Source organism: Ruania zhangjianzhongii (genome assembly GCF_008000995.1).
GTDB classification, from domain to species: Bacteria; Actinomycetota; Actinomycetes; order Actinomycetales; family Beutenbergiaceae; genus Ruania; species Ruania zhangjianzhongii.
This window is the reverse complement of record NZ_CP042828.1, coordinates 1955310-1976957: the sequence shown is the minus strand read 5'-3', so window position 1 is coordinate 1976957 and position 21648 is coordinate 1955310. Positions and strand designations below refer to the sequence as shown.

The window sequence follows — 21648 nt, the reverse complement described above, 5'->3', positions numbered from 1 at the left end:
CCGACACCTTGTCACATCGACGGGCCGGGCCGGGCCGCATTCCACTCCTCGCGCAGCAGGGCGAACACCCCGGTGTCCTCCCATTCGCCGTCCACCAGGAGGTCCCGTACGAAGTGCGCCTCCTTGCGCATCCCGAGCCGAGTGCACAGCCGCACCGAGCTGGTGTTCTCCGGTGCCAGCTCGGCGATGATCCGGTGCAGACCGATCGTCTCGAAGCCCAGGGCCAGCAGCGCGCGGGCCGCCTCGCTCGCATACCCGTTTCCGTGCTGGTCCGGGTGGTAGACCCAGCCGAGCTCGGCGGTCTGGTTCGCCGTGCTGCGCAACGCCACCACCATCTCGCCGATCACCGACTGGCTCTCCTGGTGCTCGACGGCGAGCTGCAGGAAGTCCTGATCCTTCACCAGCTGCGTGCGCTGGGCGTAGTCGGCGAGCTTGGTCTGCACCTGCTCGAGCGTGCGAGGGGAGTGCAGCAGGTACTGACAGACATCCTCGCGGGACAGGTAGGCGTGCACGGCGGGCGCGTCCTCCGGGGTGAACAGCCGCAGCCGCAGCCGCTCGGTCTCGATCGGCGTGGTGAACGTGAACGGAACGATGAGGTCTCCTCGGTGCTCGTAGCGACGGTTCAGACTATGGCCCCTGCACCCTGTGGACGCACTCGAATTTCCTCCGTCCCGCCAGACTGGTCGGGCCGGTACGGCGGCCGGTGAGCGGTCCGTCGCCAGACCTCCCGCCTGTTCAGTGTCTGCGGCGGGCGCCAGGCAGTACGTTGACCTCTATGGCACGCTCCACGTCGTCGTCAGATCCCGCCGAGTCCGCGGGGCGGGAGGACCGCTCCGCCCGGGTGGCGGTGACCGTGTTCCCGCTGCTGGTGCTGGCCGCAGCCGCAATCGGCTTCCTCGCTCCGGGCCCGTCCCTGGTGCTGCTGCCGTGGGTGAACGTGCTACTCGGGATCATCATGTTCGGGATGGGGCTGACGCTGACCATCCCGGACTTCGCGCTGGTGGCCCGCCGGCCGCTGCCGGTGCTGATCGGCGTGGTGGCCCAGTTCGCGATCATGCCGCTGGTCGGCTTCGGCATCGCGTTCGCGCTGCAGCTGCCCGCCGAGCTCGCGGCCGGGGTGATTCTGGTGGGCTGCGCCCCCGGTGGCACCAGCTCGAACGTGATCACCTACCTCTCCAAGGCCGATACCGCGCTGTCGGTGACGATGACCTCGATCTCCACCCTGCTCGCACCGCTACTCACTCCGTTGCTCACGCTGTTGCTGGCGGGGCAGTACATGGCGGTCAGCGCCGCGGACATGGCATTGACGATCGTGAAGATCGTGCTGCTGCCGGTGATCGGCGGCCTGGTGGTCAGGCTGCTGCTCTCCCGCCTGGTGGACCGGATCCTGCCAGTGCTGCCGTGGGTCTCGGTGGTCGCGATCTCGCTGGTAGTGGCCGCGGTGGTGGCCAACAGCGCCGAGCAGATCGTCTCCGCCGGCCTGCTCGTGCTGCTGGCGGTGGTGCTGCACAACGGTCTGGGCTACCTGCTCGGCTACGGCACCGGCCGGCTGCTGCGCCAACCGATCCGTTCCGCCCGGACCATCTCCATCGAGGTCGGCATGCAGAACTCCGGTCTCGCGGCCGGGCTCGCCGCGCAGTACTTCTCCCCCGCCGCCGCGCTTCCGGGTGCGGTGTTCTCCATCTGGCACAACCTGTCCGGGGCGATGCTCGCCGCCTTCTACCGCCGGACCGCGGCCAAGGAGAGCAGCACGCCGGAGACGTAGGGTGCCAGAGCCGCCCAGATCGACGGCGGTGGCCGGGGTGCTCAGGCCTCGAGCGGGGTGAGCACGGCGATCTGCCAGCCGTGGTCGACGGCCACGAGCTGGTACAGGTACCGCTCGCGTGGGTCGCCGTCGTAGCGCCAGGTCACGTCCGCCCACACGCTGTGCCCGGTCTGCGCGAGCACCGCGACGTCGGCCGCGGCATCGGTGACGTCGTCGTAGCCGGCCATCCCTGCGGCGAAGAAGTCCCGGGTCTGGCTCCGGTCGGTCACCGCGATCGACTGGCCGGGTGAGACGATCAGTGCCGGGACCGCGTACAGGTCGGCGATCTGCTCGGCGTCCCGGGCGAGCAGGGCGCGGGCGTAGCGGTCGAAGAACTCGTTGGTCTGGTCGGTGTGATCCATAGTTCGCAGGTTAGGCGGATATCCCGCCAGGCTGGTGTCGGTGATTGGATACCGGTATGCAGACACGTGACGACCTGGCCGCCCGGTCCCGGGACGGGCACCTGGCGCTGCGTCGGGTGGAGCGCCAGCAGGCACTGATCGAGACCCTGGCCGGCGGCGGGTGGAGAACGGCGGGTCAGCTCGCCGACCGGCTGCAGGTGTCGGTGCGGACCGTGGAGCGCGACCTGGAGCGACTCCGGGACGCAGGCGTGCCGTTCCGCTCTCGGCCAGGACGTTCCGGCGGAATCGCACTGCCGGTCACGGCCCGGCGAGCGACGGTGGTCCTGGACGTCGCCGAGATCGGGGCCCTGGTCGCCAGCCTGGCCGCCGTCGGGCCGACGTCCAGCCCCTCGGCCACCTCGGCGACACTCAAACTGGTGGCGGCGCTCGAGGATCACTGACCTGAGCCGTTGCCATCCCGCGAGCGAACCTGGGCGTTACCTGAACACCAGGTGAGAGGCGTCCCCAGGTTAGCCACTTAGGCTCATCGGTTCGCGCACCTAGAGCGAGGAGACACCATGAAGATCACGCGCCCCCTGACAGCGGTCGGCGTGGCCACACTGCTGGCGCTGGCCGGATGTAGTTCGGGAGATGACGGTTCCGGTAACGGCGGTTCCGAACAGCCGAGCGAGGCCGCGAGCGATCCAGCGGCTGCTCCCTCCGAGGGCGGCATGCAGGCACCCGAGGCCGATCTGGAGAACGTACCGGACGTCGTCGCCGAGGTGAACGGCGAGGAGATCACCCGGGACGAGTTCGCCGCGGACTACGAGAGCCAGCTGCAGCAGGCCGCCATGATGCAGCAGCAGAGCGGTGAGGAGGTCAACCAGGACGAGCTGAAGCAGCAGGTCGCCCAGACGATGGTGGACAACCGGCTGCTCACCCAGGCAGCCGACGAGGCCGGTATCGAACCGACCGAGGAGGACATCAACAGCACGCTCGAGGACATCGCCGCACAGAGCGGGATGGGCTCGGCGGACGAGGTCGTGGCCGCGCTCGAGGAGCAGGGCATGACCGAGGAGGACGTCCGCGCCGAGGCCGCCGACCAGTTCCAGGTCCTCGGCTACATCGAGTCCGAAGCGGACATCAGCGAACCCTCCGAGGATGAGTTGCGCCAGCAGTACGAGGGCTATGTCGAGCAGATGGAGCAGTCCGGACAGGGTGGCGAGGGTGGAGAGGTCCCTCCCTTCGAGGAGATGCGTGACCAGCTCGCCCAGCAGGCCGTCACCCAGCAGCAGAACGCTGCAGCCGAGGAGATTCTCACCGGGCTGCGCGAAGAGGGCAATGTGACGATCAACCTCTGAGCCGCAGTACGCTAGGCCGAGGCGAGGGAGGGCCAGTCACATGTCGCAAACCCAGCATGCGCTGGCGCGCCTCGCCCGGTCTCCTCGGCAGCTCCGGCTACTGATGAACGCGTGGCCACCGTTCCTGTTCAGCGGGATCCGGATACGTCGCCTGTCCGAGGATTTTCGGCACGTCCAGGTCCGGCTGGCCAAGCATCTGCTCACGTCGAACTACTTCGGCACCCAGTTCGGCGGCACGATGTTCGCGATGACCGACCCGTTCTGGACGATCCTGGTGGCACAGAACCTCGGGCCCGGCTACACGGTGTGGGACCGCAGCGCCGAGATCGAGTTCCTCGCGCCGGGCCGCACCGCGGTGACTGCGGAGTTCACCCTCAGCCAGGACACCATCGACGAGCTGCGCTCCGCTGCCGAGGGCGGGCAGAAGGTGCTGCACTGGTTCAGCAACGACATCACCGCTACCGACGGCACCGTGGTGGCGCGCACCCGCAAACAGGTGTACATCCGGCGCAAGTAGCCGCGGTGGCTCGGCCCGGGCAGCGCCGGTCAGCGCGACGCCAGCGGCCCGTCCGCTGGAACCAGTCGCGGCACCAGCCGCACGAACACCACCATGGCCACCAGCTCCACCAGGGTCTGGGTGACCACCACCAGCGGGGCGAGCTCGTAGCCAGCCGGCAGGGCGAGCACGAGCGGCAGCACCACCAGAGAGTTCCGGGTGGCGCCGGTGAACACCACTGCCCGGCGCGCGGGTAGGTCCAGCTGAGCGATCCTTCCGGCCGCGATCCCGATCGGCACCATCAGCGCCGCGAAGAGCACGTACACCAGCGCAGGAACCACGAGCACGCCGAGACGGGCCCCGACGCCGCCGATCTGCGAGGCGACCACGATGCCGAGGGTCAGCATCATCACCGGAACCATCCCGGACAGCGCTCGCTCCTGCGCCGCCGCGGCCCACCGGGTCCGCACTGCGGCGCGCTGGGTCAGGGCTGCGGCTGCCAGCGGGAGCACGATGATCACCGCGAACGCCGTGACGAACGGTCCCAGGTCCACCGCTGCCACTGCCTCACCGCCCACGAACAGCCACAGGTAGCCAGGCAGCAGCAGCATCTGCCCGAGCATCAGTACCGGTGTGGCCGCCAGCAGCCGGTCCTGGGCGCCGCCGGCCAGCCCGGTGAACACGATCACGTAATCCACGCAGGGGCACAGCAGCACGAACGCCATGCCCACCACGACGGCCTGCTCGTGCGCGACGAACCGGGTGAGACCAAAGACCAGGACGGGCACCACCGCGAAGTTGACCACGACGGCGGTGACCAGGAAGCGCCGGTCTCGCACCGCCGTCGTGATGGCGCGGAACGGGACGCCGAGGAAGGTGAGGTACATCAGCAGCGCGAGTACCGGGTTGATCGCCACTTCCCACACACGGGTGACCCCTGGCACCAGCAGACCGAGGCCAGCACCTGCTGCGAGCGCGACCAGATACAGCGGGACCTGACGACGCTCCATCCACCCCTCAGCCGTCGTCATAGTGGCAGTCTCCCAGCTCGAGGAGCACGACAACCCCGGTGGTCAGCGCAGCGGCCGCGCCTCCACCCAACAGCGTTCCTGCCCCCGTTCCAACACGCCCAGCTGGCGGCCCGACTCGAGCACGAGGCCGGCCCGAAAGTGCCATGCCCCCTTCACCTGCCGGGTGCTGGTGATCTTCGGCGAATGGCCCGGGGCTGCGTACAGGATCGCGATCGCCCACATCGGTGGCGCCAGCCCCGCCGACTGCGGCGCTGGGCGGAAGCCGAAGCCCCGTCTCCTGCTGGCATTGCGCCCGGCGATCACGGGAACGGGCGGCAGCAGCGGTGTGTCGGCGGCGGCCAGCAGCCGCTGCCGCTGCCGACGGGCCGGCACCAGCATCGCGGCCCCTGTGCCCACTGTCAGCAGGCCCAGACCGAGGCCGATCGCGCCCATCCCGAGCCGCACCTCGGTGGGTGACTCGAGCTGCACATAGCCGCCCGAGTCCACCCAGGCGGGGATGCTCTGCCCCACCACCGGCGCACTGTTGCAGATCAGGTAGGCGCTGTGCCCGGGCGGCGGACCGGCGCTCCAGCTCAGCTCGATACGGAACTGCTCCCGCGACTGCGACTTTCTGCCGCAGTAGCCAACGGTCTGCACCGAGTCCACCTGGGCGGTGACCTGCTCGGTCCGGCCGAGGAGGTGGTCCAGGCGGTTGCCACCGAGGGAGTGCTTACCCTCGGCGAAGACGTACATCAGCATCGGCAGAACCAGCAACAACACGGCCACCACCGCCACCAGCCACCACCAGCGAGATCGCCTGGCCGAGGGCTTCTGAAGGACAGCCACTGCGCCGGCATCGAGCAAACGGTCCGGTGCCCCGGTGGGAAGGTGGTGCATGGCGCACCCGAGTCTACCGACGCGGCCACGAGAACCGACCGGTGCTGGCAGACTGCGAGCGTGACCTTCTCCCCCGGCGTCGCCGCCGAACCGCCGATGCGCCGGCGCAACATCTGGGGCTTCGGGCTGGGCACCCTCGGGCGGGACATGGTCGCCACGCTGGTGACGATGTTCCTGCTGGTCTACCTCACCGAGGTGGTCCAGGTCTCGAACGCGACCCTGGGTGCCATCACCGTGGTGCTGGTGGTGATGCGCCTGTTCGACGCAGTGAACGATCCGGTGATGGGTTACGTGGTGGACAACACCCGCACCCGGTGGGGGAAGTTCAAACCCTGGATCGCCGGCGGCGCGCTCGCCTGGGCGGGTGCCACCCTGCTGATGTTCTCCGACTGGGGCCTGACCGGTCCGGCGTTCGTGGTGGTGTTCATCGGGGTCTATCTGCTCTGGGAGGTCGCCTACACGGTGAACGACATCTCCTACTGGGGGATGCTGCCCTCGCTGTCCCGCAGGCAGCCCGAACGGGAGCGGATCGGGGTGGTGGCCAGGGTGTGCGCGAACGTCGGCGTGTTCGCCCTGGTGGTCGCGCTGGTTCCGGTCACCGAGGCGCTCACCGACGTGCTCGGGTCCGCCCAGCGGGCCTGGTTCACCCTCGCTGCGGCGGGAGTGGTGGTGATGCTGGCGTTCCAGGCGATCACCCTGCTGACCACCAGGCAGCGAGTCAGCGGCCGGGCCGCGGCGCACACCCCGCTGCGGGAGCTGCTCCGGGTGATCGTGGGCAACGACCAGCTGCTCTGGGTGACGCTGGCGATGGTGGCGTTCATGACCGGGTACACGATCACCACCAGCCTGGGCCTGTACTACTTCACCTATATCTACGGCCAGTCCGGGATGTACTCGGTGTTCGCCGCGATCCTGGGCATCACGCAGATCACCGGGCTGCTGGTGTTCCCGCTGGTCTCGGCGCGGCTGAGCCGGCGCCGGGTGCACCTGCTGGCCACCGGGTTGTGCGTGGCCGGGTACACGGTGTTCCTGGTGGCCGGCTCCACGATGGTGCTGGTGGGCCTCGCCGGGGTGCTGCTGTTCAGCGGGCAGGCATTCATCCAGCTGCTGATGCTGATGTTCATCGCCGACTCGGTGGAGTACGGGCAGTGGAAGCTGGGTCGGCGCAACGAGTCGGTCACCTTCTCCCTGCAACCGTTCATCTACAAGGCCGCCAGCGCCCTGGGCAGCGGAGCCGTGGGTGCCACCCTGATCCTGTCCGGCATCAATGACGCCGAGGGTGCGGCGGACATCACCGCCGGTGGTGCGGCCGCCTTCAAGGTGGCGATGATGGTGCTGCCGATGCTGCTGGTGGTACTGAGCTGGCTGATCCTCGCCCGCCGCTACCGGCTGGACGAAGCCACCTATGCCTCGATCGTGGCCGAGCTCCGCACCCGGGAGGCAGCACTGGGCGAGCAGGGCGACGCCGAGGGGCAACCGATACCCGCAGGAGGTGGCGATGAAGGCTGATGCCCGCACCCGGCTGAAGGACGTCTACGCCCACCCGGTCGGCCGGGACGCGATCGACAAGGTGCTGCTGCAGCTGGGCCGATCCTCGTTCTGGGTGCGCAACCCGGTGGCGGCGAACCTGCCGCTGGGCGCGCTCGCCCGTCTCGTCCGGCCGGTGCTGGGTTCGGAGTTCGTGCCCTCGTTGCTCACGGTGCTCGCCGATCACGGCGACGGCGCAGCCACCGTGCTCGAACAGGTCGCCGGGCCCAGGGCGCACCGGGAGTCGCTGTGGTGGCGCCACGCCGTGTTCTACCAGGTCTACCCGCGCTCGTTCGCGGACTCCGACGGGGACGGCATCGGTGACCTGCGGGGGCTGCTCGCCCGGCTGGACCATCTGGCCGGCCTCGGCGTGGACTGCGTGTGGCTCTCCCCGATCTTCGACTCCCCGAACGAGGACATGGGCTACGACGTGCGGGACTACCGCGCGGTGCTGGCCGAGATGGGCACGCTGGCGGACCTCGACGAGTTGATCGCCGGCTGCCACGAGCGTGGGATGCGGATCCTCCTTGACCTGGTGGTCAACCACACCTCCGCTGAGCACCCGTGGTTCCGCGCGGCCGTGGCGGACCCGGAGGGCCCGTACGGGGCCTACTACCACCTGCTGCCCGGCTCGCCCGGGGAGGACGGCAGCGGCCCGCCGCCGAACAACTGGGCCTCGTTCTTCGGCGGCAGCGCCTGGCGCTGGATCCCCGAGGCGAGGCGGTGGGCGCTGCACCTGTTCGCACCCGGTCAGATGGACCTGAACTGGGAGAACCCCCAGGTGCGGGCCGAGGTCGCCGAGATCGTGCGCTGGTGGCGGGCCCGCGGGATCGACGGCTTCCGGCTGGACGTGATCAACTACATCTCCAAACGGCCCGGTCTGCCCGACGGTAACGAGGCGATCGGAAAACTGATGGGCTTCCCCGGGATCGAGCACTACTTCTTCGGCCCGCGGCTGCACCGGCACCTGCACGAGCTGCGAGTCGAGGGATTCACCCGCGCTCCTGGCGACCCGCCACCAGCCTCCACCGTGCGGGAGCGACGTGCGGACGGTTCGCTCGGCGCAGCGCTGCCGCCGGACGAGGTGGGCGTGATGGTCGGCGAGACGCCAGGCGTGGGGGTGGAGATGGCGCGTCTGCTCAGCAACGCGCGCCGCGAGGAGCTGGACCTGGTGTTCAACTTCGATGTGCTGGACGGCCCGCGGCAGGTCCGCTGGGACGACTACCGCTACGACCTCGGCTACCTGAAGGCGTACTACCTGGACTACCTGGCCCGGGTGGGCCCAGGTGATGCGATCGCGCTGTTCTTCGACAACCACGACAACCCTCGGATGCTGTCCAAGGTGCTCGGCGGCAAGGACCGGGACCCCCAGCTGCGCTCGGCGTTGGCGAAGGCACTGGCCACGATCCAGCTCACCCTTCCCGGCACCCCGTTCCTGTTCCAGGGCCAGGAGATCGCCGCCGTCAACCAGGATCTGCAGGTGGCGGACCTGCAGGACGTGGAGTCGCTGAACCGGCTCGACGAGCTCCGCGCCGATGACCTGAGCGACGCCGCGGCACTCGCACAGGTCCTGCCCGGGGCCCGTGACCATGCCCGGGTGCCGATGCGTTGGCAGCCCGGACCGGCAACCGGGTTCAGCACCGGCACACCGTGGCAGCACGGACGCGAGGACTCCACCGGATTCACCGTGGCCGAACAGGAGGCGGCACCGGACTCGGTGCTGGCCTTCCACCGGGAGCTGATCCGGTTGCGCCGCGCCGAACCGGCGCTCACCCGGGGCGCCTTCCGACCTCTCGCACCTCGGTCCCGGACCTATTTCGGGTGGCTACGCACCGCCGTCGACGGCGCTACCTGGCTGATCGAGGTGAACCTCACCGACCGGACCGTGCGGCGACCCCGTGGGCTGCCGACGGCCGAGACCGTGCTCGGCTCCCCCGGGAACGGCCGCGGGCCGACAATGGCGCCCTACGAGTGTGTGATCGCCCGTGCGGGTGGCGAGGATCCCGCCGTGCGGGCCTGACCCGGCCTCAGTGCGGGTATGGCTCTCGGTGACCACGAACCCGGCGTCCTCGAGACGAGCCGTGAGCTCTGGGACCGGCCAGAAGTAGGCGGTGGCGACCGCGTGCGCGAACGGCCGAAGCTGCGCGCCCGCGAAGAATCCGAGCAACAGGCTGCCGCCCGGCCGGAGCACCCGGGCGAGCTCGGCCAGGATCGGGTTGAGGTGGTGCGGATCGGTGTGGATCAGGCAGTACCACGCCAGGATGCCACCGAGGCCGGCGTCCGGGAGGTCGAGCCGCTCCGCGCCGCCGAGGCCGAACGTGACGTGTGGGAACCGGCGCCGGGCGTGCACCACGAACTCCTCGACCGGGTCGAGGCCGATCACCTCCGCACCTGCGCGGTGCAGGAAGTCGGTCCAGTGCCCCGGACCGCAGCCCAGGTCCACGATCGGTCCCCTCACCCGCGCGGCCCAACTGCCGATGAGCTCCCGGTCGGCGGGCGCCGTGGCCTCAATCGAGCCGAGCAGCTCGGCGTACTCACTCGCTCTGCGGGCGTAGGCGCCGCGCACTGGTCCAGGCTCACCGCCTCATCGTAGGCAGCCCGGCACCTCCAGCCGCTGCGCACCGCACGAGGAATAGGATCAACCCTGTGAGCGCACAACCGGGTGGTGAGCTGCACCGGCGGCTGGTGGCCGACCGGGAACGCACCGCAGCTCTGATCGAGTCCCTCACCGGGAACGTCTCCTCGATCCTCGAGGCGACGCGGTCGAGCGCGACCGACGACGAACACGATCCGGAAGGATCGACGATCGCCTTCGAACGCTCCCAGGCCAGCTCGATGCTGGCCGGCGCCGAACGAGAGCTCGCCGAGCTGGAGCTCGCCCTCGCGCGCATCGCGGAGGGCAGCTACGGCCGTTGTGAGCGCTGCGGTGAGCCGATCCCGCAGGACCGGCTGCTGGCCCGGCCCGCCGCCCGCACCTGCGTGCCCTGCGCCGGCCGACGCTGAAACCACCGCTCCCTGCAGTAGGCCAGGATGGGGGCATGGTCAGCCTGAACCAGCTCGAGGTGCTGGTCGCCGTGGTGGAGGCCGGAGGATTCTCCGGCGCCGCCCGCAGCCTCTACATGAGCCAACCGTCCGTCTCGAACCACGTGCGCAACCTGGAGGGCTCGCTCGGTGTACCGCTGGTGGAACGCACCACGCACGGTGCCCGGACCACGCCGGCGGGGGACGTCGTCGTCGAGCACGCCCGGCAGATCTTCGACCTGCTCGGGTCGCTGGAGCACGCCGTGGCCCGCTTCCAGGGGCTGGAGGCGGGCCGGCTCGTGGTGGCCGGTACGACGACGATCGGCACCTACCTGCTGCCCCGGCTGGTCGCGGAGTTCACCGAGCGCGCACCGAAGGTGGAGTGCCAGATCCGAGTGGGCAACGAGGCGGTGGTGGAGCAGTGGCTGATGCGCGGTGAGGTGGCCCTCGGGCTGTGCATCGACCAGCCGCAGGAACCGCTCGAGGCGGAACCACTGTTCCGGGAGGAGATGGTGCTGGTCGGTGCGGCCGGCTCCGCGCTGGCCAGCCGGGCCCTCTCCCCCGGTGACCTCGCCGGTCAACGATTCCTGCTCCGGGAGAAGGGGTCGGCCACCCGGCGGCTGCAGGAGGACATCCTGCGGTCCTGGGGTCTGGAGTCGGCGGACCGGTGGGAGCTGTGGGGCCCGGAGACACTGAAGGAGGCGGCAGCCGAAGGACTGGGCATCGCGCTGCTCTCGGAGCACATCGTGCGCCGCGAGCGCGAGGCGGGCCTGCTGATCGCACTGCAGGTGGACCCGCCTCCGCCCGGACGATCGATCTCGCTGGTGCGCCGCGCCGACCATGCCCTGACACCGCCGGAGGAGGCGTTCGTCGCCCAGCTGCGTGCGGTGCGCTCCTGGCCGTACTGAGCCCGGCCGGCTCCTGGCCGAGCCGAGCCGAGCCGAGCCGTCAGTAGCGGATACAGGCCGAGCGCAGGTCGGTGTAGAAGTTCCACACCTCGGGTGAGCACTCTGGCGCGCCGAGCTGGGAGGCCTTGGCACCCATGTGCGGCAGGTGCGAGTAGGCGCCCACCCCGGGCCGGTTGACGTGCAGCATCCCCGCCTCGAAGTCCTGCAGTGCCTGGAACATCAGTGAGGGGTTCTGGGTGAAGATCGTGCCGGACATGCCGTACTTCACCGAGTTGGAGATCCGCATCGCGTCCTGGTACCCGTCGCAGGTGATCACCGAGAGCACCGGTCCGAAGACCTCTTCCTGGGCCAGCTCGGAGTCCCAGGCCACATCGTCCAGCAGCGTGGCCCGGATGTAGTAGCCGGTCTGGTCCAGCTCGGCGGCACCACCGCCCGCGGCAAGGGTGGCCCCGGCGGCGATCGCACCCTCGATCGCGGCCAGGCAGGCCCGGTGGCGCTCGTCGTTGACCACCGGTCCGATGTCCGCATCCGACTGGTTGCCGGGCCCGATCACCATCGACTCCACCCGCGGGGTGAGCCGAGCCATCAGCTCCGCGTGCACCGCACGGTCCACGATCACCCGGCTGGTGGCCGAGCACCGCTGGCCGGACTGGCCGTAGGCACCGTGGATGATCGCCTCCACGGCCGCATCGAGGTCGGCGTCTGCCAACACGATCAGCGCGTTCTTGCCGCCCAGCTCCAGCTGGGTGCGCATCAGCCGCCCGGCACCGGCCCGGTTGATCGCCGAACCGACCGGGAGCGACCCGGTGAAGGAGATCCCGGCCACACGCGGATCGGCCACCAGCGCCTCCCCCGCCTCCCGGTCGCCCTGGATCAGGTTCAGCACCCCGGTGGGGACTCCGGCGTCGGCGAACGCCTGCACCAGCAGTGCCGCGGTCAGCGGCGTGAGCGGGGACGGTTTCAGCACAGCGGTGCAGCCGGACAGCAGCGCGGGTGCGACCTTCCAGATCGGGATGGTCAGCGGGAAGTTCCACGGCGTGATCAGGCCGACGACGCCGATCGGACGGCGGAAGGTGAGCACCATCGTCCGCGGCTCCTCGGCGGCCGTGGTCTCCCCGTTCATCCGCCGGGCCTCACCGATGTGGAACTCCAGGATCGCCAGCCCGCGGGTGACCTCACCACGCGCCTCCGACAACCGCTTGCCCTGCTCCCGGGTGATCGCTGCGGCGAACGCGTCGATCCGTTCCTCGATCAGCCGGGCAGCCCGGGTGAGCACAGTGGCCCGCCCGATCGGACCGAGCGCGTCCCAGTCCGCCTGCGCCGCCTCGGCGGCGTCGATGGCGGCCCGGGCGTCGGCCGCCCCGGACTCGGTGAACTCCCCGATCACGTCCCGGGTGTCGGCGGGGTTGAGGTTCGGCCGGGTCTGGCCGGTGCTGCTCGGCGTCCAGTGGCCGGCCACGTAGTTCTGCACGTGATGGTCCTCGACGGCGAAGTCCAGGGGCTGGGTCAGGTCCAGCTGGGTCACGGGGTACTCCTCAGAGGTTCAGGGCGGGTCAGTTCGGGGCCACGGCGACCCGCGGTGCGGCGCCGCTGTTGGCAGCCTCGACCGCGGTCTCGATCTCGGCCAGGGGGTAGGGCACCGAGACCAGACCGGCCAAGGTGGCTTGGGCGGGCGTGCGCTCCAGGAACGCGACCGCCTCCACCAGATCGTCGACCCGGTAGTTGTGGCTGCCCACCACCGTGGTCAGGTTCCTCACGTAGCCGCTCGGCTCGAAGCTGATCTCCGGGGCGGGTGAGACCGACCCGACCAGCGCGATCCGGCCGCCGAGGCCGATCAGGTCGAACGCGGACTGCACGGCGTGGCTGTTGCCGGACAGCTCGATGACGACGTCGGCGCCGTGTGCTGCGGTGGTGGCTGCCAGCTCGTCGGGAGCCACGGTGTGGGAGGCGCCCACAGTGCTGGCCAGCTTCAGCCGCTCCGGATCGATGTCGGAGGCGATCACCGTCTCGCACCCAGCATCCTTCGCGTAGGCGATCGCCGTCAGTCCGAGCATGCCGCAGCCGAGCACGACGACGACATCGTCGCTGGCCAGGTCCACCCGCCGGGCCGCGCAGGTCACTGTTGCCGTCGCGCAGTTCGCCGGTGTAGCCACTGCTGCGGGGACCTCCTCGGACAGGTGCACCAGCCCGGTTCCGGCAATCAGGTGCACCAGGCTGGCGAACCCGCCGTTGAACTGCCAGTGCTCGTCCATCGCCTCGTGGCCGTACTTGCGCACCTGCTCGCACTTCTGACCGATGCCGCGCCGGCAGCGGCGGCACAGACCGCAGGAGGTGCCGATCGTCCAGGTGATCCGGTCCCCGGCAGTGACCGGCCGCCCGTCCGCAGCCAGCACGCCCCCGCCGGTGGCCAGCACGTGTCCGATCGCCTCGTGCCCGAGCACAGTGGGCAGTGGGGTGTCCCGGTCGCCGTTGATGGTGTGCAGGTCGCTACCGCAGATGGTGGCGAGCTCGGTGCGGACCAGCACCTCACCGGATGCGAGCTCGGGCAGGGGCACTGGCTCGATCGCGAACCGGTCCGCAGTACCCGACCAGATGGCCGCGGTGCCGCTCTGCGCGAGGTCAGATCCCTCGGTGGTGGGAGTGGTGGCCGTAGTCCTGGGCGTCATAGCAGTCCTTTGCCTTTCCTCAGCGTCGGATCAACGAGGCCATCAGCGCACTGGCCACACAGGCACCGGCAACGATCGGGAACACCAGGCCAGTATTGCCGGTGTGGTCCATCACGGCTCCGATCACCGGCTCGCCGATACCGGCGAACAGGTAGGCGAAGAAGTTCACGATCCCGGTGGCCGTCCCGGCCAGCCGCTTCCCGGCCAGGTCCGGGCACAGGGCCCAGAAGGAGGACTGCGGGCCGTAGACGAAGAAGCCGGTCAGGAACAGCACGGCGATGCCGGCCACCGTGCCCAGCGGGGCGAGGAACATCGTCATCGCGCAGACGGCACCGAGTGCCATGAAGATCATGATCGGCCGGTCCCGGCGGGAGCCGAACACCCGGTCGGAGAGCTGTCCGTTGACCAGCGCACCGACGGCCATCCCGACCGGCAGCGCCACCGAGATCCAAGCCGGGTTGATGGCCCCCTGGGCGCCTGCTTCCTCCCAGTTCGTGCCGAGGAAGTAGACCGGGACCCAGATCAGCAGACCGTAGCGGGCAGAGTTCTGAAAGCCGATCGCCAACCCGGTGATGATGATCTTCGGGTTGCGCAGCACGGCCTTGTACCGGTCGAGGGAGCGCCCGGTCTTCGCCTGGGTGGTCCCGGTCTCGGACTTCTCGGCCTGGTCAGCGTAGGACGGCGGAGGCTTGATCCGGGCCGCGTGCGGGTTGTCTCGAGCAAGGAGGTAGAACGTGATCCCACCGACCAACATCAGCAGTACGGGCAGGCGGAAGATCCACCGCCAGACGAGGTCGAGGATCTCCACGATCACGGTCGAGCTCACGAAGGCGAGCACTGAGGCCATCCCCGCGGCAAGGGTGTAGAACCCGAACGCCCGACCGCGCTCGTGCGGCCCCCACCAGTTGGAGATGACCCTGCCACCGGAGGGCCAGCCCATCGCCTGCACGTAACCGTTCAGACCCCAGAACAGCCCGAGGGACTTGACCCCGATGGACAAGCTGGTCGCCCAGTTCAGGATGGTGGACAGGATGGCGCCGAGGGTCATCAGCTTGCGGCCGCCGAACTTGTCGGCGAGGTTGCCGTTGATCGCCTGCCCGGCGGCGTAGCACCAAAGCATCGCCGCACTGACCCAGCCCAGGGCGGCCTTGTCGACGCCGAACTCCTCCTCGATGCCCGGGATGGCGAACCCGAACGTCTGCCGGCCGGTATAGAAGAAGAGGTAGCAGAGCATCGCCCCGATGAGCACTCGCCACTTCCAGCGGGAGTACCCGCGTTCGCCGACCTCCTGCAGCTGGGCAGGGCGTTGCGTAGTACTGGACATCGTCGTCACCTGTCTTCATCGGGCCCGGCGCTCGAGGCCGGACCGGCGGTCACGCGGCCGGAGCTGCCGTGTGCTGGGTGAGAAGGGAAGTCGCGACCCAGAACGCGTCGTAGTTGTGCACGTACGCCGGTTGGCCGAACGGCACGCTCAGCTGCTCCGGTCGGGGCAGTCGGCGATTGATCAGGAACGGGATCTGCAGCTCACCGAGCCCACCGTGGGAGCGCAGGGGTGCGTCCAGGCCGGAGAGATCGTGCCAGGCGGCGTACCGGCCGACGGCGGTCGCTGCTGTCCCGAGCACCACGATGTCGCCGATCCGGTCGGCGGGCAGGGCATAGGTCTCGGCCGCCTGCTCGCGGGAGAGGGCGCTCTCCACGCCAGGGATCTCCCGCAGAGCGGCGATGGTGGCGTCCCGATCGGCCCCCTCGGGCAGGTAGACGCTCGCGAACGAGCCGAGCGCACCGTGGTGCACGGTGTAGGGGTCGGTGATCGGCAGGATCACCCGCAGGTCGTCCGTACCGGGTTCGACGTCGGTGCTGTCGAGGATGCGGCGCACCTCCTCCTCGACGAACAGCACGTTCGCAGCCCCGGACGCATCGGTCTTGGCGCTCATCCCGTGGTCGGCGGTGAGCACCACCACGGCACCCAGCGCGTCCAGCGCAGCGGCGTAGCGGTCGATCTCGGCGTACAGGTCGTTGGCGGCCTGGGTGCCGGGGGCGTGCTTGTGCTGGATGTAGTCGGTCAGCGAGAGGTACATCAGGTCCGCACCGCGGGTCTCGAGGATTTCGACGCCGGCCGCCAGCGCGAACACGCTCAGGTCGGCGGAGTAGACGCTCGGCAGCGGGCGACCGACCAGGTCGAGCACATTCTCGATGCCGTTCTCGGCCAGCGTGGCGCGATCGGCCTTCTCCGCGGAGAAGCAGATGCCGGTGCGGCGCGGGGCCACGAACTCGCCGGTGCCCTCCAGGCTGGGCCCTGACTCGACGACGCCGGCGCCGAGCAGCTGGCGCAGCTTGTCCTTCGCGGTCACCACGACCACGTCCAGACCGGCATCGTTGGCGGCGCCGAAGATCGTCGGGACCCGCAGGAAGCGCGAGTCGTTCATCAGCACCTCCTCACCGGTCTCGGTGTCGAAGATGTAGTTGCCGCTGATGCCGTGCACCGCCGGCGGGTGACCGGTGGCGATGGACAGGTTGTTCGGGTTGGTCAGCGCGGGCATCGCGCAGTGCGCCTCCCAGGAGGAGCCGGAAGCGTCCAGGGTCTTGGCCAGCCACGGCATCCTGCCGGCCTTGATCGCCTCCAGGTGATACTCGGGTTCGCTGCCGTCGATGCAGATGACCACGACCGGGGCGTCCGGCATGGTGTAGGTGCGCTCGTTCACAGTGAACGTCCTGGCGGTCACGGGCTGTACTCCTCAGTAGAAGGCGTCCTGCTCACTGCCTGCCACTCTCCCGGCAGCACCGCGTTCTCGGAACCCCTGTTCTGGCTATCGCGTCGATAGCCGGATCCGCCCGGGGCCGGATCCGCCTGTGCTTAGGCGGCTCGTTCCAGGTCGAGCAACGCCGTCTTCGCTGCCAGTCCGCCGATGTAGCCACCCAGGCTGCCGTCGGTGCGCAGCACGCGGTGGCAGGGCACCACCACCGGGAGCGGGTTCGTCGCACAGGCGCTCCCGACGGCGCGGACCGCCCTCGGATTACCGACCAGGGCGGCGACCTGCTGGTAGGTCTGGGTGTGGCCGTACCCGATCTGCGGCAGGTGACGCTGCACGAGCTGCCGGAAGCCGGTGGACAGCGTGTGGTCCAGCGCCAGGTCGAAGCTGTGCCGGGTACCGGTGAAGTACTCCTCCAGCTCGGTGGCGACCGGATCGAGTCGCGCCGGGGACTCCAGCACCCGAGGGCTGACCCTGGTGGCGAGTGTGTCCAGCACCGCCTCGAACCCCTCGCGCTGGTAGGCCACCCGGACCAGCCCCTTCGCCGTCGCCGCCAGCAACAGCGGCCCGACCGGGGAGTCGATCGTGCGGTAGGCGACGTCGAGCAGCTCCTCGTCCTGCGCGCGCTCGACGAGGCGGATGTGCAGCCGGTCCAGCTCGGTCGCGGAGACGGGAAACAGGCGCTCCGGACCGCCCTCGCCGGGTCGTTCCTCGCGGCCGGGGCCGCTCTCGGTCTTCTCGGTCATCGGTCTGCTCCTCTCCTGGGTTCGTCGAACGACGGCTGCTGTCTCAAGGCCTTGATGCCATCGGCGGCGGCTCGGCGTACGGCTGCGGCGCTCCCGCCGATCAGCTCGGCGGTCTCGGCGTGCGCGAGCCCGCCGAGGTAGTGGTAGGCGAGCGCGAGCCGTTGCCGTTCGGGCAGGGCCGCGACGGCCTGCCACAGCTCGTGGTCACCAGCTCCCGGGATCCCGGCCCGGGACGGCTGCTCGGGCAACTCACCGGTCGGGACCGCATGCCGTGCCCGCTTGCGGGCGATGTCCACGGCCTTGCGCTTGGCCACCCGCACCAGCCACGCATCGACGTTCGTGGCCTCGTCCAGGTCGGGCCAGCTGCGCAGGGCCGCGAGGAAGGTCTCCGACCACGCGTCGTCGGCATCCGGCCCGGCTCCGAGCACGGCACGGCAGACCCGGAGCACGGTGGCGCCGTGCCGCTGGACGGCTTTCTCGAACGGCTCGTTCATCGTCATCACACCGTAGACGCGCGAGCGGGCTGGAGTGTGAGGTCTGCCAGTGCGCTGGGCACCACATCAGACGCCCTTAACTCTACCCAGTTGTTCCTTCAAAGGTGCATCCGACGCTCGTGAGGCTGCTTGACCGAGCGCGCCGACGAAGCTGGTGAGGCCGAGGCATCCGGGCGGGCTGACCGATCCCGGGTGGCTGGTGCGGTCATGATGGTCTCGTACTCGATGGGGGTCAACCGGCCGAGAGCGTCCTGGCGCCGACGGCGGTGGTAAGTGCGCTCGATCCAGGTGACGATCGCGGTCCTGGCGGGAGGCCTGGATCGTCCCTATCCCCACGGGCACAGCGAGTTGCTGCAAGGTGTCGTCGAGGTCGGGCTGCTGACGAGCGAGATGCCACCCGGATCGACCCCGACCCGGCACGCTTCATCGCCCGCGGCCGCCTGCTCGCGGCGCTATCTTCCGCGACGGTGGTCGTCGAGGCCGGCGCACGATCCGACGCGGGAGCCGTCGCTCGGGAAGCACACGCGCTCGGGCGTGGTGGCTAGGTGGTTGCTGGGCCGATCACCAGCGCGACCAGCACGGAGCCAGCGCCGGCAGGCCGGGGACGCCGGTCAGGGGTTCGACGACTTCGATCTCGAACAGGACCAGCCCGACCGTGCCCTCTGACTTTCTGGTTTGGCTCACATTTGGATCGCGGACCAGCCGGACAAGTCTCCGCCTCTTCAGTCGGCGGCAAGCATTCACCTGCAATTTAGCGGCTGAGTCGCGATGGAGCGACATGGAAAGCACGAGTGAAGGCGTAGGAGAACGCTGCGGGCGTCGCGTAGCCGAGTCGGGCGGCCACGTCAGTGACGCTCTGGTGACGCAGGAGCGGGATGGCGGCGAGGAGTCTGGCTCGGGACCGCCAGGCTGCAGGGCTCATCCCGATCTCGTCGCGGAATTTGCGGGTCAGCGTCCGCTCGCTCATCCCAGCTTCGCGCGCCCATTGGGAGTTCCCAACAGCGAGGTCCGGAACCGCGAGGTACTGGCGGCACAAGCGACCAAACGGCTCCTCGGGCGGGATCGGCACGTGCAGGGGAACTTCGGCGAGTCGGGACAATTCGTGCAGGATCAGAGTGAGCACCGTGCTGTCGCGCTCGCCGATCTCGCCTCGAGGGTCGATGTCGACTGCAGTCCGCAGCAGTTCATGTAGTAAAGCTCCGACCTCGACCACGCGACAGGCGTTCGGCCACTCGGGGACAGCTGCGGGGTCGATATAGAGGCTGTTGGTCTCCACACCGAGCATCTGCACCTGGTGTCGCGTGTGTGGCGGGATCAGTACTGCGCGCTCGGTCGGCACCGTCCAAGCGCCTTCATCGGTCTCAACCTGCATCGTCCCGGTCGCCGCGCAGAGGAACTGCGCGCGGCGGTGCTCATGCCAAATCAGCAGGTGGTCCGGTGGATAGACAGTCGCGATCGGCAGCACTGCGGCCGGTAGAGCATCCACCTCTGCGAGCTTCACATTCCGCACATCAACAGACTACTGGCTGAAACTCGATGATATCTGCCCGGCAGTCGAATGCCTGTAGGCGCGGGGCGGGCTGGAATGGGGTGAGTGACAGTCCTCGCGCTCATTCTCATCGGCATCCTGACCGGCTTGACGACCGTGCTGTTCGGCTTCGGAGGCGGGTTCGTCACCGTACCTGTCATCGTGTGGGCTGATGCCGCGGCCGGTGGCGCAGCGGGCACAGTCGCGGTGGCGACTTCGGCAGTCGTTATGGTGATCAACGCGTCCGTGGCCACCTCGTCCACGCACCGTTCGACACTCGCACGATTGCGCGGCCGGTTACCTCTCCTTTTCCTGCTCGCTCTCGGCGGACTACTCGGCGCGATACTCGCGCTGGCCGTCCCCGCTGAGATCACCTCATGGGGTTTCGTTCTCTACCTCACGCTCACCATCGTTGATGTCCTCGCTCGACCGGGGTTCCTCCGCCCCGCCGGCCACGCGAAAGGCGCCTCCACACGGATCGCGATCCCGACCGTACTAGGCACACCGATCGGAGCCGTTGCCGCATTCCTCGGAGTCGGCGGATCCGTCATGACCGTCCCGGTTCTACGCCGCTCCGGCCTCCCTATGGGACAGGCCACAGCACTGGCGAATCCGCTTACACTCACGATCAGCGTTCCGGCCAGTCTCGTATTCCTCGCCGCCCAACACACAGCGGACATCCACGGAGCCGTGTTCGCGGTCGGGATCGTAGACCTCGGCGCTGCGGCGCTTCTCCTTCTTGGCGCCGTTCCTGTCATTGTGGCCTTGCGTCGTCGACCACCCCGCATCCGTGACGGAGCACACGCGTGGACCTACGTGGGCTTACTTCTCCTGGTGCTAGTTGCAATGCTTGCGTCCTTGATCTGAGGCCTCTGCTGACTCATATCGACCGGCCCTGCCGGGTCTCGATGGTGAGGCCCGGCTGCTCCTGCTCGTCGACCACGACAACGTCCTCGTCGCCGACCTCGACACCAACACCACCCTGGCCGAGTTCACCATCGACCTCACCCGCGGCTACCAGAAAAAGAAACAGGACCCCGGAAAAAACCAGGGCCCTGCCACGTGAACCATGTCCCGAGACTTCACAAACGTGGAGCTAGGGGTGTCTGGTCTCACGACATAGTTCGCATCTGTCTCGCGACATCCTTCGCGGCCGGGGTCTGGTGATGTCTCGGGACATCGTTCACACAATGAGCGATGGCGAAGAACCGCGTGATCGTGCTGTCCATCATCGACAGCGGGCTACGACCTGCCGAGGTTGCACGCCGCTACGGCGTCTCCCGTCGCTGGGTGCAGATCCTCCTGGCCCGCTACCGCGAAGGAGGCCTGGACGCCCTCGACCCCGGCTCCCGCAGGCCCCACCACAGCCCTCACGCCACACCCGCCCACGTCCTGGCCCGCATCGTGGAACTGCGCCATGAACTGTCCACCACCGGCCAGGACGCCGGCGCGATGACGATCTCCATGCGCCTAGAACGCGAAGGACTACCCTGCCCATCACGCGCCACCATCCACCGCATCCTGAGCGACCATGCCCTGGTCACCCCCCAACCCCGCAAACGCCCCCGCTCCTCCTGGCACATGTTCGCCGCCGACCAGCCCAACCAAATGTGGCAAGCAGACTTCACCCACTGGCCCCTCGCCGACGGCACCGACACCGAGATCCTCAACTTCCTCGATGACCACTCCCGCCTCCTACTCACCACCCGCGCACTCACCCCCGTCACCGGCCCCCTGGTCACCGCGACCTTCCTCGACCTGACCAACACCTACGGCGCCCCCGCCGCGATGCTCACCGACAACGGCATGGTCTTCACCACCCGCTTCGCCCAGGGCCGGCGCACCATCAAGACCCTCAACTCCTTCGAACGCACCCTGCAAGACCACGGCGTCCGCCAGCTCAACGGCGCCCCGAACCACCCCCAGACCCAGGGCAAGATCGAACGCTTCCACCAGACCCTCAAACGCTGGCTAAGCGCCCAACCCCCAGCACCCGACATCCCAGCCCTGCAAAGCCAACTCCACACCTTCCACACCTGGTACAACACCGCACGACCCCACCGGGCGCTGAACCGCCAGACCCCAACCGAGGCCTACGC

General features: G+C 69.1%; 20 protein-coding genes and 4 pseudogenes. 11 read left to right on the top strand and 13 right to left on the bottom strand.

Annotation, left to right across the window (positions count from 1 at the left end; translation table 11 throughout):
- Positions 1 to 11 precede the first annotated feature (11 nt).
- Positions 12 to 545, bottom strand: coding sequence for a GNAT family N-acetyltransferase (locus FU260_RS09270; RefSeq protein WP_268957771.1), 534 nt, complete (start codon positions 543 to 545; stop codon positions 12 to 14).
- Between the two features lie 230 nt (positions 546 to 775).
- Between FU260_RS09270 and FU260_RS09265 the strand changes: the two genes are divergently transcribed.
- Positions 776 to 1765, top strand: coding sequence for a bile acid:sodium symporter family protein (locus FU260_RS09265; RefSeq protein WP_147916794.1), 990 nt, complete (start codon positions 776 to 778; stop codon positions 1763 to 1765).
- Between the two features lie 41 nt (positions 1766 to 1806).
- On the opposite strand, the gene FU260_RS09260 is transcribed toward FU260_RS09265, so the two are convergent.
- Positions 1807 to 2166 carry a nuclear transport factor 2 family protein gene (locus FU260_RS09260; RefSeq protein WP_147916793.1) on the bottom strand — a complete coding sequence of 120 codons (360 nt, stop codon included), beginning with the start codon at positions 2164 to 2166 and terminating at the stop codon, positions 1807 to 1809.
- A 56-nt stretch (positions 2167 to 2222) separates the two neighbouring features.
- Here FU260_RS09260 and FU260_RS09255 point away from each other — a divergent pair, with 56 nt between their 5' ends.
- From FU260_RS09255 to FU260_RS09245, 3 genes are all read left to right on the top strand, one after another.
- Complete coding sequence (locus tag FU260_RS09255) at positions 2223 to 2606, top strand: helix-turn-helix transcriptional regulator (protein ID WP_147916792.1); 384 nt, start codon at positions 2223 to 2225, stop codon at positions 2604 to 2606.
- A gap of 117 nt (positions 2607 to 2723) precedes the next feature.
- A complete protein-coding gene (locus FU260_RS09250) occupies positions 2724 to 3506 on the top strand; it encodes a SurA N-terminal domain-containing protein (protein ID WP_147916791.1) in 783 nt (260 codons plus the stop codon).
- A gap of 40 nt (positions 3507 to 3546) precedes the next feature.
- Positions 3547 to 4023: a DUF4442 domain-containing protein gene (locus FU260_RS09245; protein ID WP_147916790.1), complete on the top strand. Its 477-nt coding sequence runs from the start codon at positions 3547 to 3549 to the stop codon at positions 4021 to 4023.
- Positions 4024 to 4052: 29 nt separating this feature from the next.
- Here the strand turns inward: FU260_RS09245 and FU260_RS09240 are convergent, their stop codons facing one another.
- Both FU260_RS09240 and FU260_RS09235 read right to left on the bottom strand, forming a co-directional pair.
- A complete protein-coding gene (locus FU260_RS09240; RefSeq protein ID WP_147916789.1) occupies positions 4053 to 5033 on the bottom strand; it encodes an arsenic resistance protein in 981 nt (326 codons plus the stop codon).
- 42 nt (positions 5034 to 5075) lie between these two features.
- On the bottom strand, positions 5076 to 5909 hold the full coding sequence (locus tag FU260_RS09235) for a hypothetical protein (RefSeq protein WP_147916788.1): 834 nt from the start codon (positions 5907 to 5909) through the stop codon (positions 5076 to 5078).
- A gap of 60 nt (positions 5910 to 5969) precedes the next feature.
- Here FU260_RS09235 and FU260_RS09230 point away from each other — a divergent pair, with 60 nt between their 5' ends.
- Both FU260_RS09230 and FU260_RS23805 read left to right on the top strand, forming a co-directional pair.
- Complete coding sequence (locus tag FU260_RS09230; protein ID WP_210418231.1) at positions 5970 to 7418, top strand: glycoside-pentoside-hexuronide (GPH):cation symporter; 1449 nt, start codon at positions 5970 to 5972, stop codon at positions 7416 to 7418.
- Complete coding sequence (locus FU260_RS23805; protein WP_210418230.1) at positions 7408 to 9456, top strand: alpha-glucosidase; 2049 nt, start codon at positions 7408 to 7410, stop codon at positions 9454 to 9456. Before FU260_RS09230 ends, FU260_RS23805 begins: the two co-directional genes overlap by 11 nt.
- An 84-nt stretch (positions 9457 to 9540) precedes the next feature.
- Here FU260_RS23805 and FU260_RS24125 read toward each other — a convergent pair.
- Positions 9541 to 9879, bottom strand: a pseudogene (locus FU260_RS24125) (class I SAM-dependent methyltransferase); the annotation flags it as partial.
- A 203-nt stretch (positions 9880 to 10082) separates the two neighbouring features.
- Between FU260_RS24125 and FU260_RS09215 the strand changes: the two are divergent.
- Both FU260_RS09215 and FU260_RS09210 read left to right on the top strand, forming a co-directional pair.
- On the top strand, positions 10083 to 10439 hold the full coding sequence (locus FU260_RS09215; RefSeq protein ID WP_147916785.1) for a TraR/DksA family transcriptional regulator: 357 nt from the start codon (positions 10083 to 10085) through the stop codon (positions 10437 to 10439).
- 35 nt (positions 10440 to 10474) lie between these two features.
- A complete protein-coding gene (locus FU260_RS09210) occupies positions 10475 to 11365 on the top strand; it encodes a LysR family transcriptional regulator (RefSeq protein ID WP_147916784.1) in 891 nt (296 codons plus the stop codon).
- Between the two features lie 40 nt (positions 11366 to 11405).
- Here FU260_RS09210 and FU260_RS09205 read toward each other — a convergent pair whose 3' ends face one another.
- The 7 genes and pseudogenes from FU260_RS09205 to FU260_RS24600 form a co-directional block, all read right to left on the bottom strand.
- On the bottom strand, positions 11406 to 12890 hold the full coding sequence (locus FU260_RS09205; protein ID WP_210418229.1) for an aldehyde dehydrogenase family protein: 1485 nt from the start codon (positions 12888 to 12890) through the stop codon (positions 11406 to 11408).
- A 28-nt stretch (positions 12891 to 12918) separates the two neighbouring features.
- Positions 12919 to 14031, bottom strand: a complete 1113-nt coding sequence (locus FU260_RS09200; protein WP_147916783.1) for a zinc-binding dehydrogenase — start codon at positions 14029 to 14031, stop codon at positions 12919 to 12921.
- A 19-nt stretch (positions 14032 to 14050) separates the two neighbouring features.
- Positions 14051 to 15355: an MFS transporter gene (locus FU260_RS09195; RefSeq protein ID WP_147916782.1), complete on the bottom strand. Its 1305-nt coding sequence runs from the start codon at positions 15353 to 15355 to the stop codon at positions 14051 to 14053.
- Between the two features lie 49 nt (positions 15356 to 15404).
- Complete coding sequence (phnA, locus tag FU260_RS09190; protein ID WP_147916781.1) at positions 15405 to 16754, bottom strand: phosphonoacetate hydrolase; 1350 nt, start codon at positions 16752 to 16754, stop codon at positions 15405 to 15407.
- Positions 16755 to 16885: 131 nt separating this feature from the next.
- Positions 16886 to 17527 carry a methylated-DNA--[protein]-cysteine S-methyltransferase gene (locus FU260_RS09185; protein ID WP_147916780.1) on the bottom strand — a complete coding sequence of 214 codons (642 nt, stop codon included), beginning with the start codon at positions 17525 to 17527 and terminating at the stop codon, positions 16886 to 16888.
- Positions 17524 to 18021 (bottom strand): RNA polymerase sigma factor, encoded by a 498-nt coding sequence (locus FU260_RS09180; RefSeq protein WP_147916779.1) that lies wholly within the window; start codon positions 18019 to 18021, stop codon positions 17524 to 17526. Before FU260_RS09180 ends, FU260_RS09185 begins: the two co-directional genes overlap by 4 nt.
- Positions 18022 to 18212: 191 nt before the next feature.
- Positions 18213 to 18341 (bottom strand): annotated as a pseudogene (locus FU260_RS24600) (IS3 family transposase); the annotation flags it as partial.
- Here FU260_RS24600 and FU260_RS24690 point away from each other — a divergent pair.
- Positions 18295 to 18566, top strand: a pseudogene (locus tag FU260_RS24690) (DNA-processing protein DprA). The pseudogenes FU260_RS24600 and FU260_RS24690 overlap by 47 nt on opposite strands.
- A 206-nt stretch (positions 18567 to 18772) precedes the next feature.
- Here FU260_RS24690 and FU260_RS09170 read toward each other — a convergent pair.
- Positions 18773 to 19522, bottom strand: a complete 750-nt coding sequence (locus FU260_RS09170; RefSeq protein WP_244951273.1) for an AraC family transcriptional regulator — start codon at positions 19520 to 19522, stop codon at positions 18773 to 18775.
- Positions 19523 to 19615: 93 nt separating this feature from the next.
- Here FU260_RS09170 and FU260_RS09165 point away from each other — a divergent pair, with 93 nt between their 5' ends.
- Both FU260_RS09165 and FU260_RS09160 read left to right on the top strand, forming a co-directional pair.
- Positions 19616 to 20416 (top strand): sulfite exporter TauE/SafE family protein, encoded by an 801-nt coding sequence (locus tag FU260_RS09165; RefSeq protein WP_147916777.1) that lies wholly within the window; start codon positions 19616 to 19618, stop codon positions 20414 to 20416.
- 330 nt (positions 20417 to 20746) lie between these two features.
- Positions 20747 to 21586: pseudogene (locus FU260_RS09160) on the top strand (DDE-type integrase/transposase/recombinase); the annotation flags it as partial.
- Positions 21587 to 21648 lie beyond the last annotated feature (62 nt).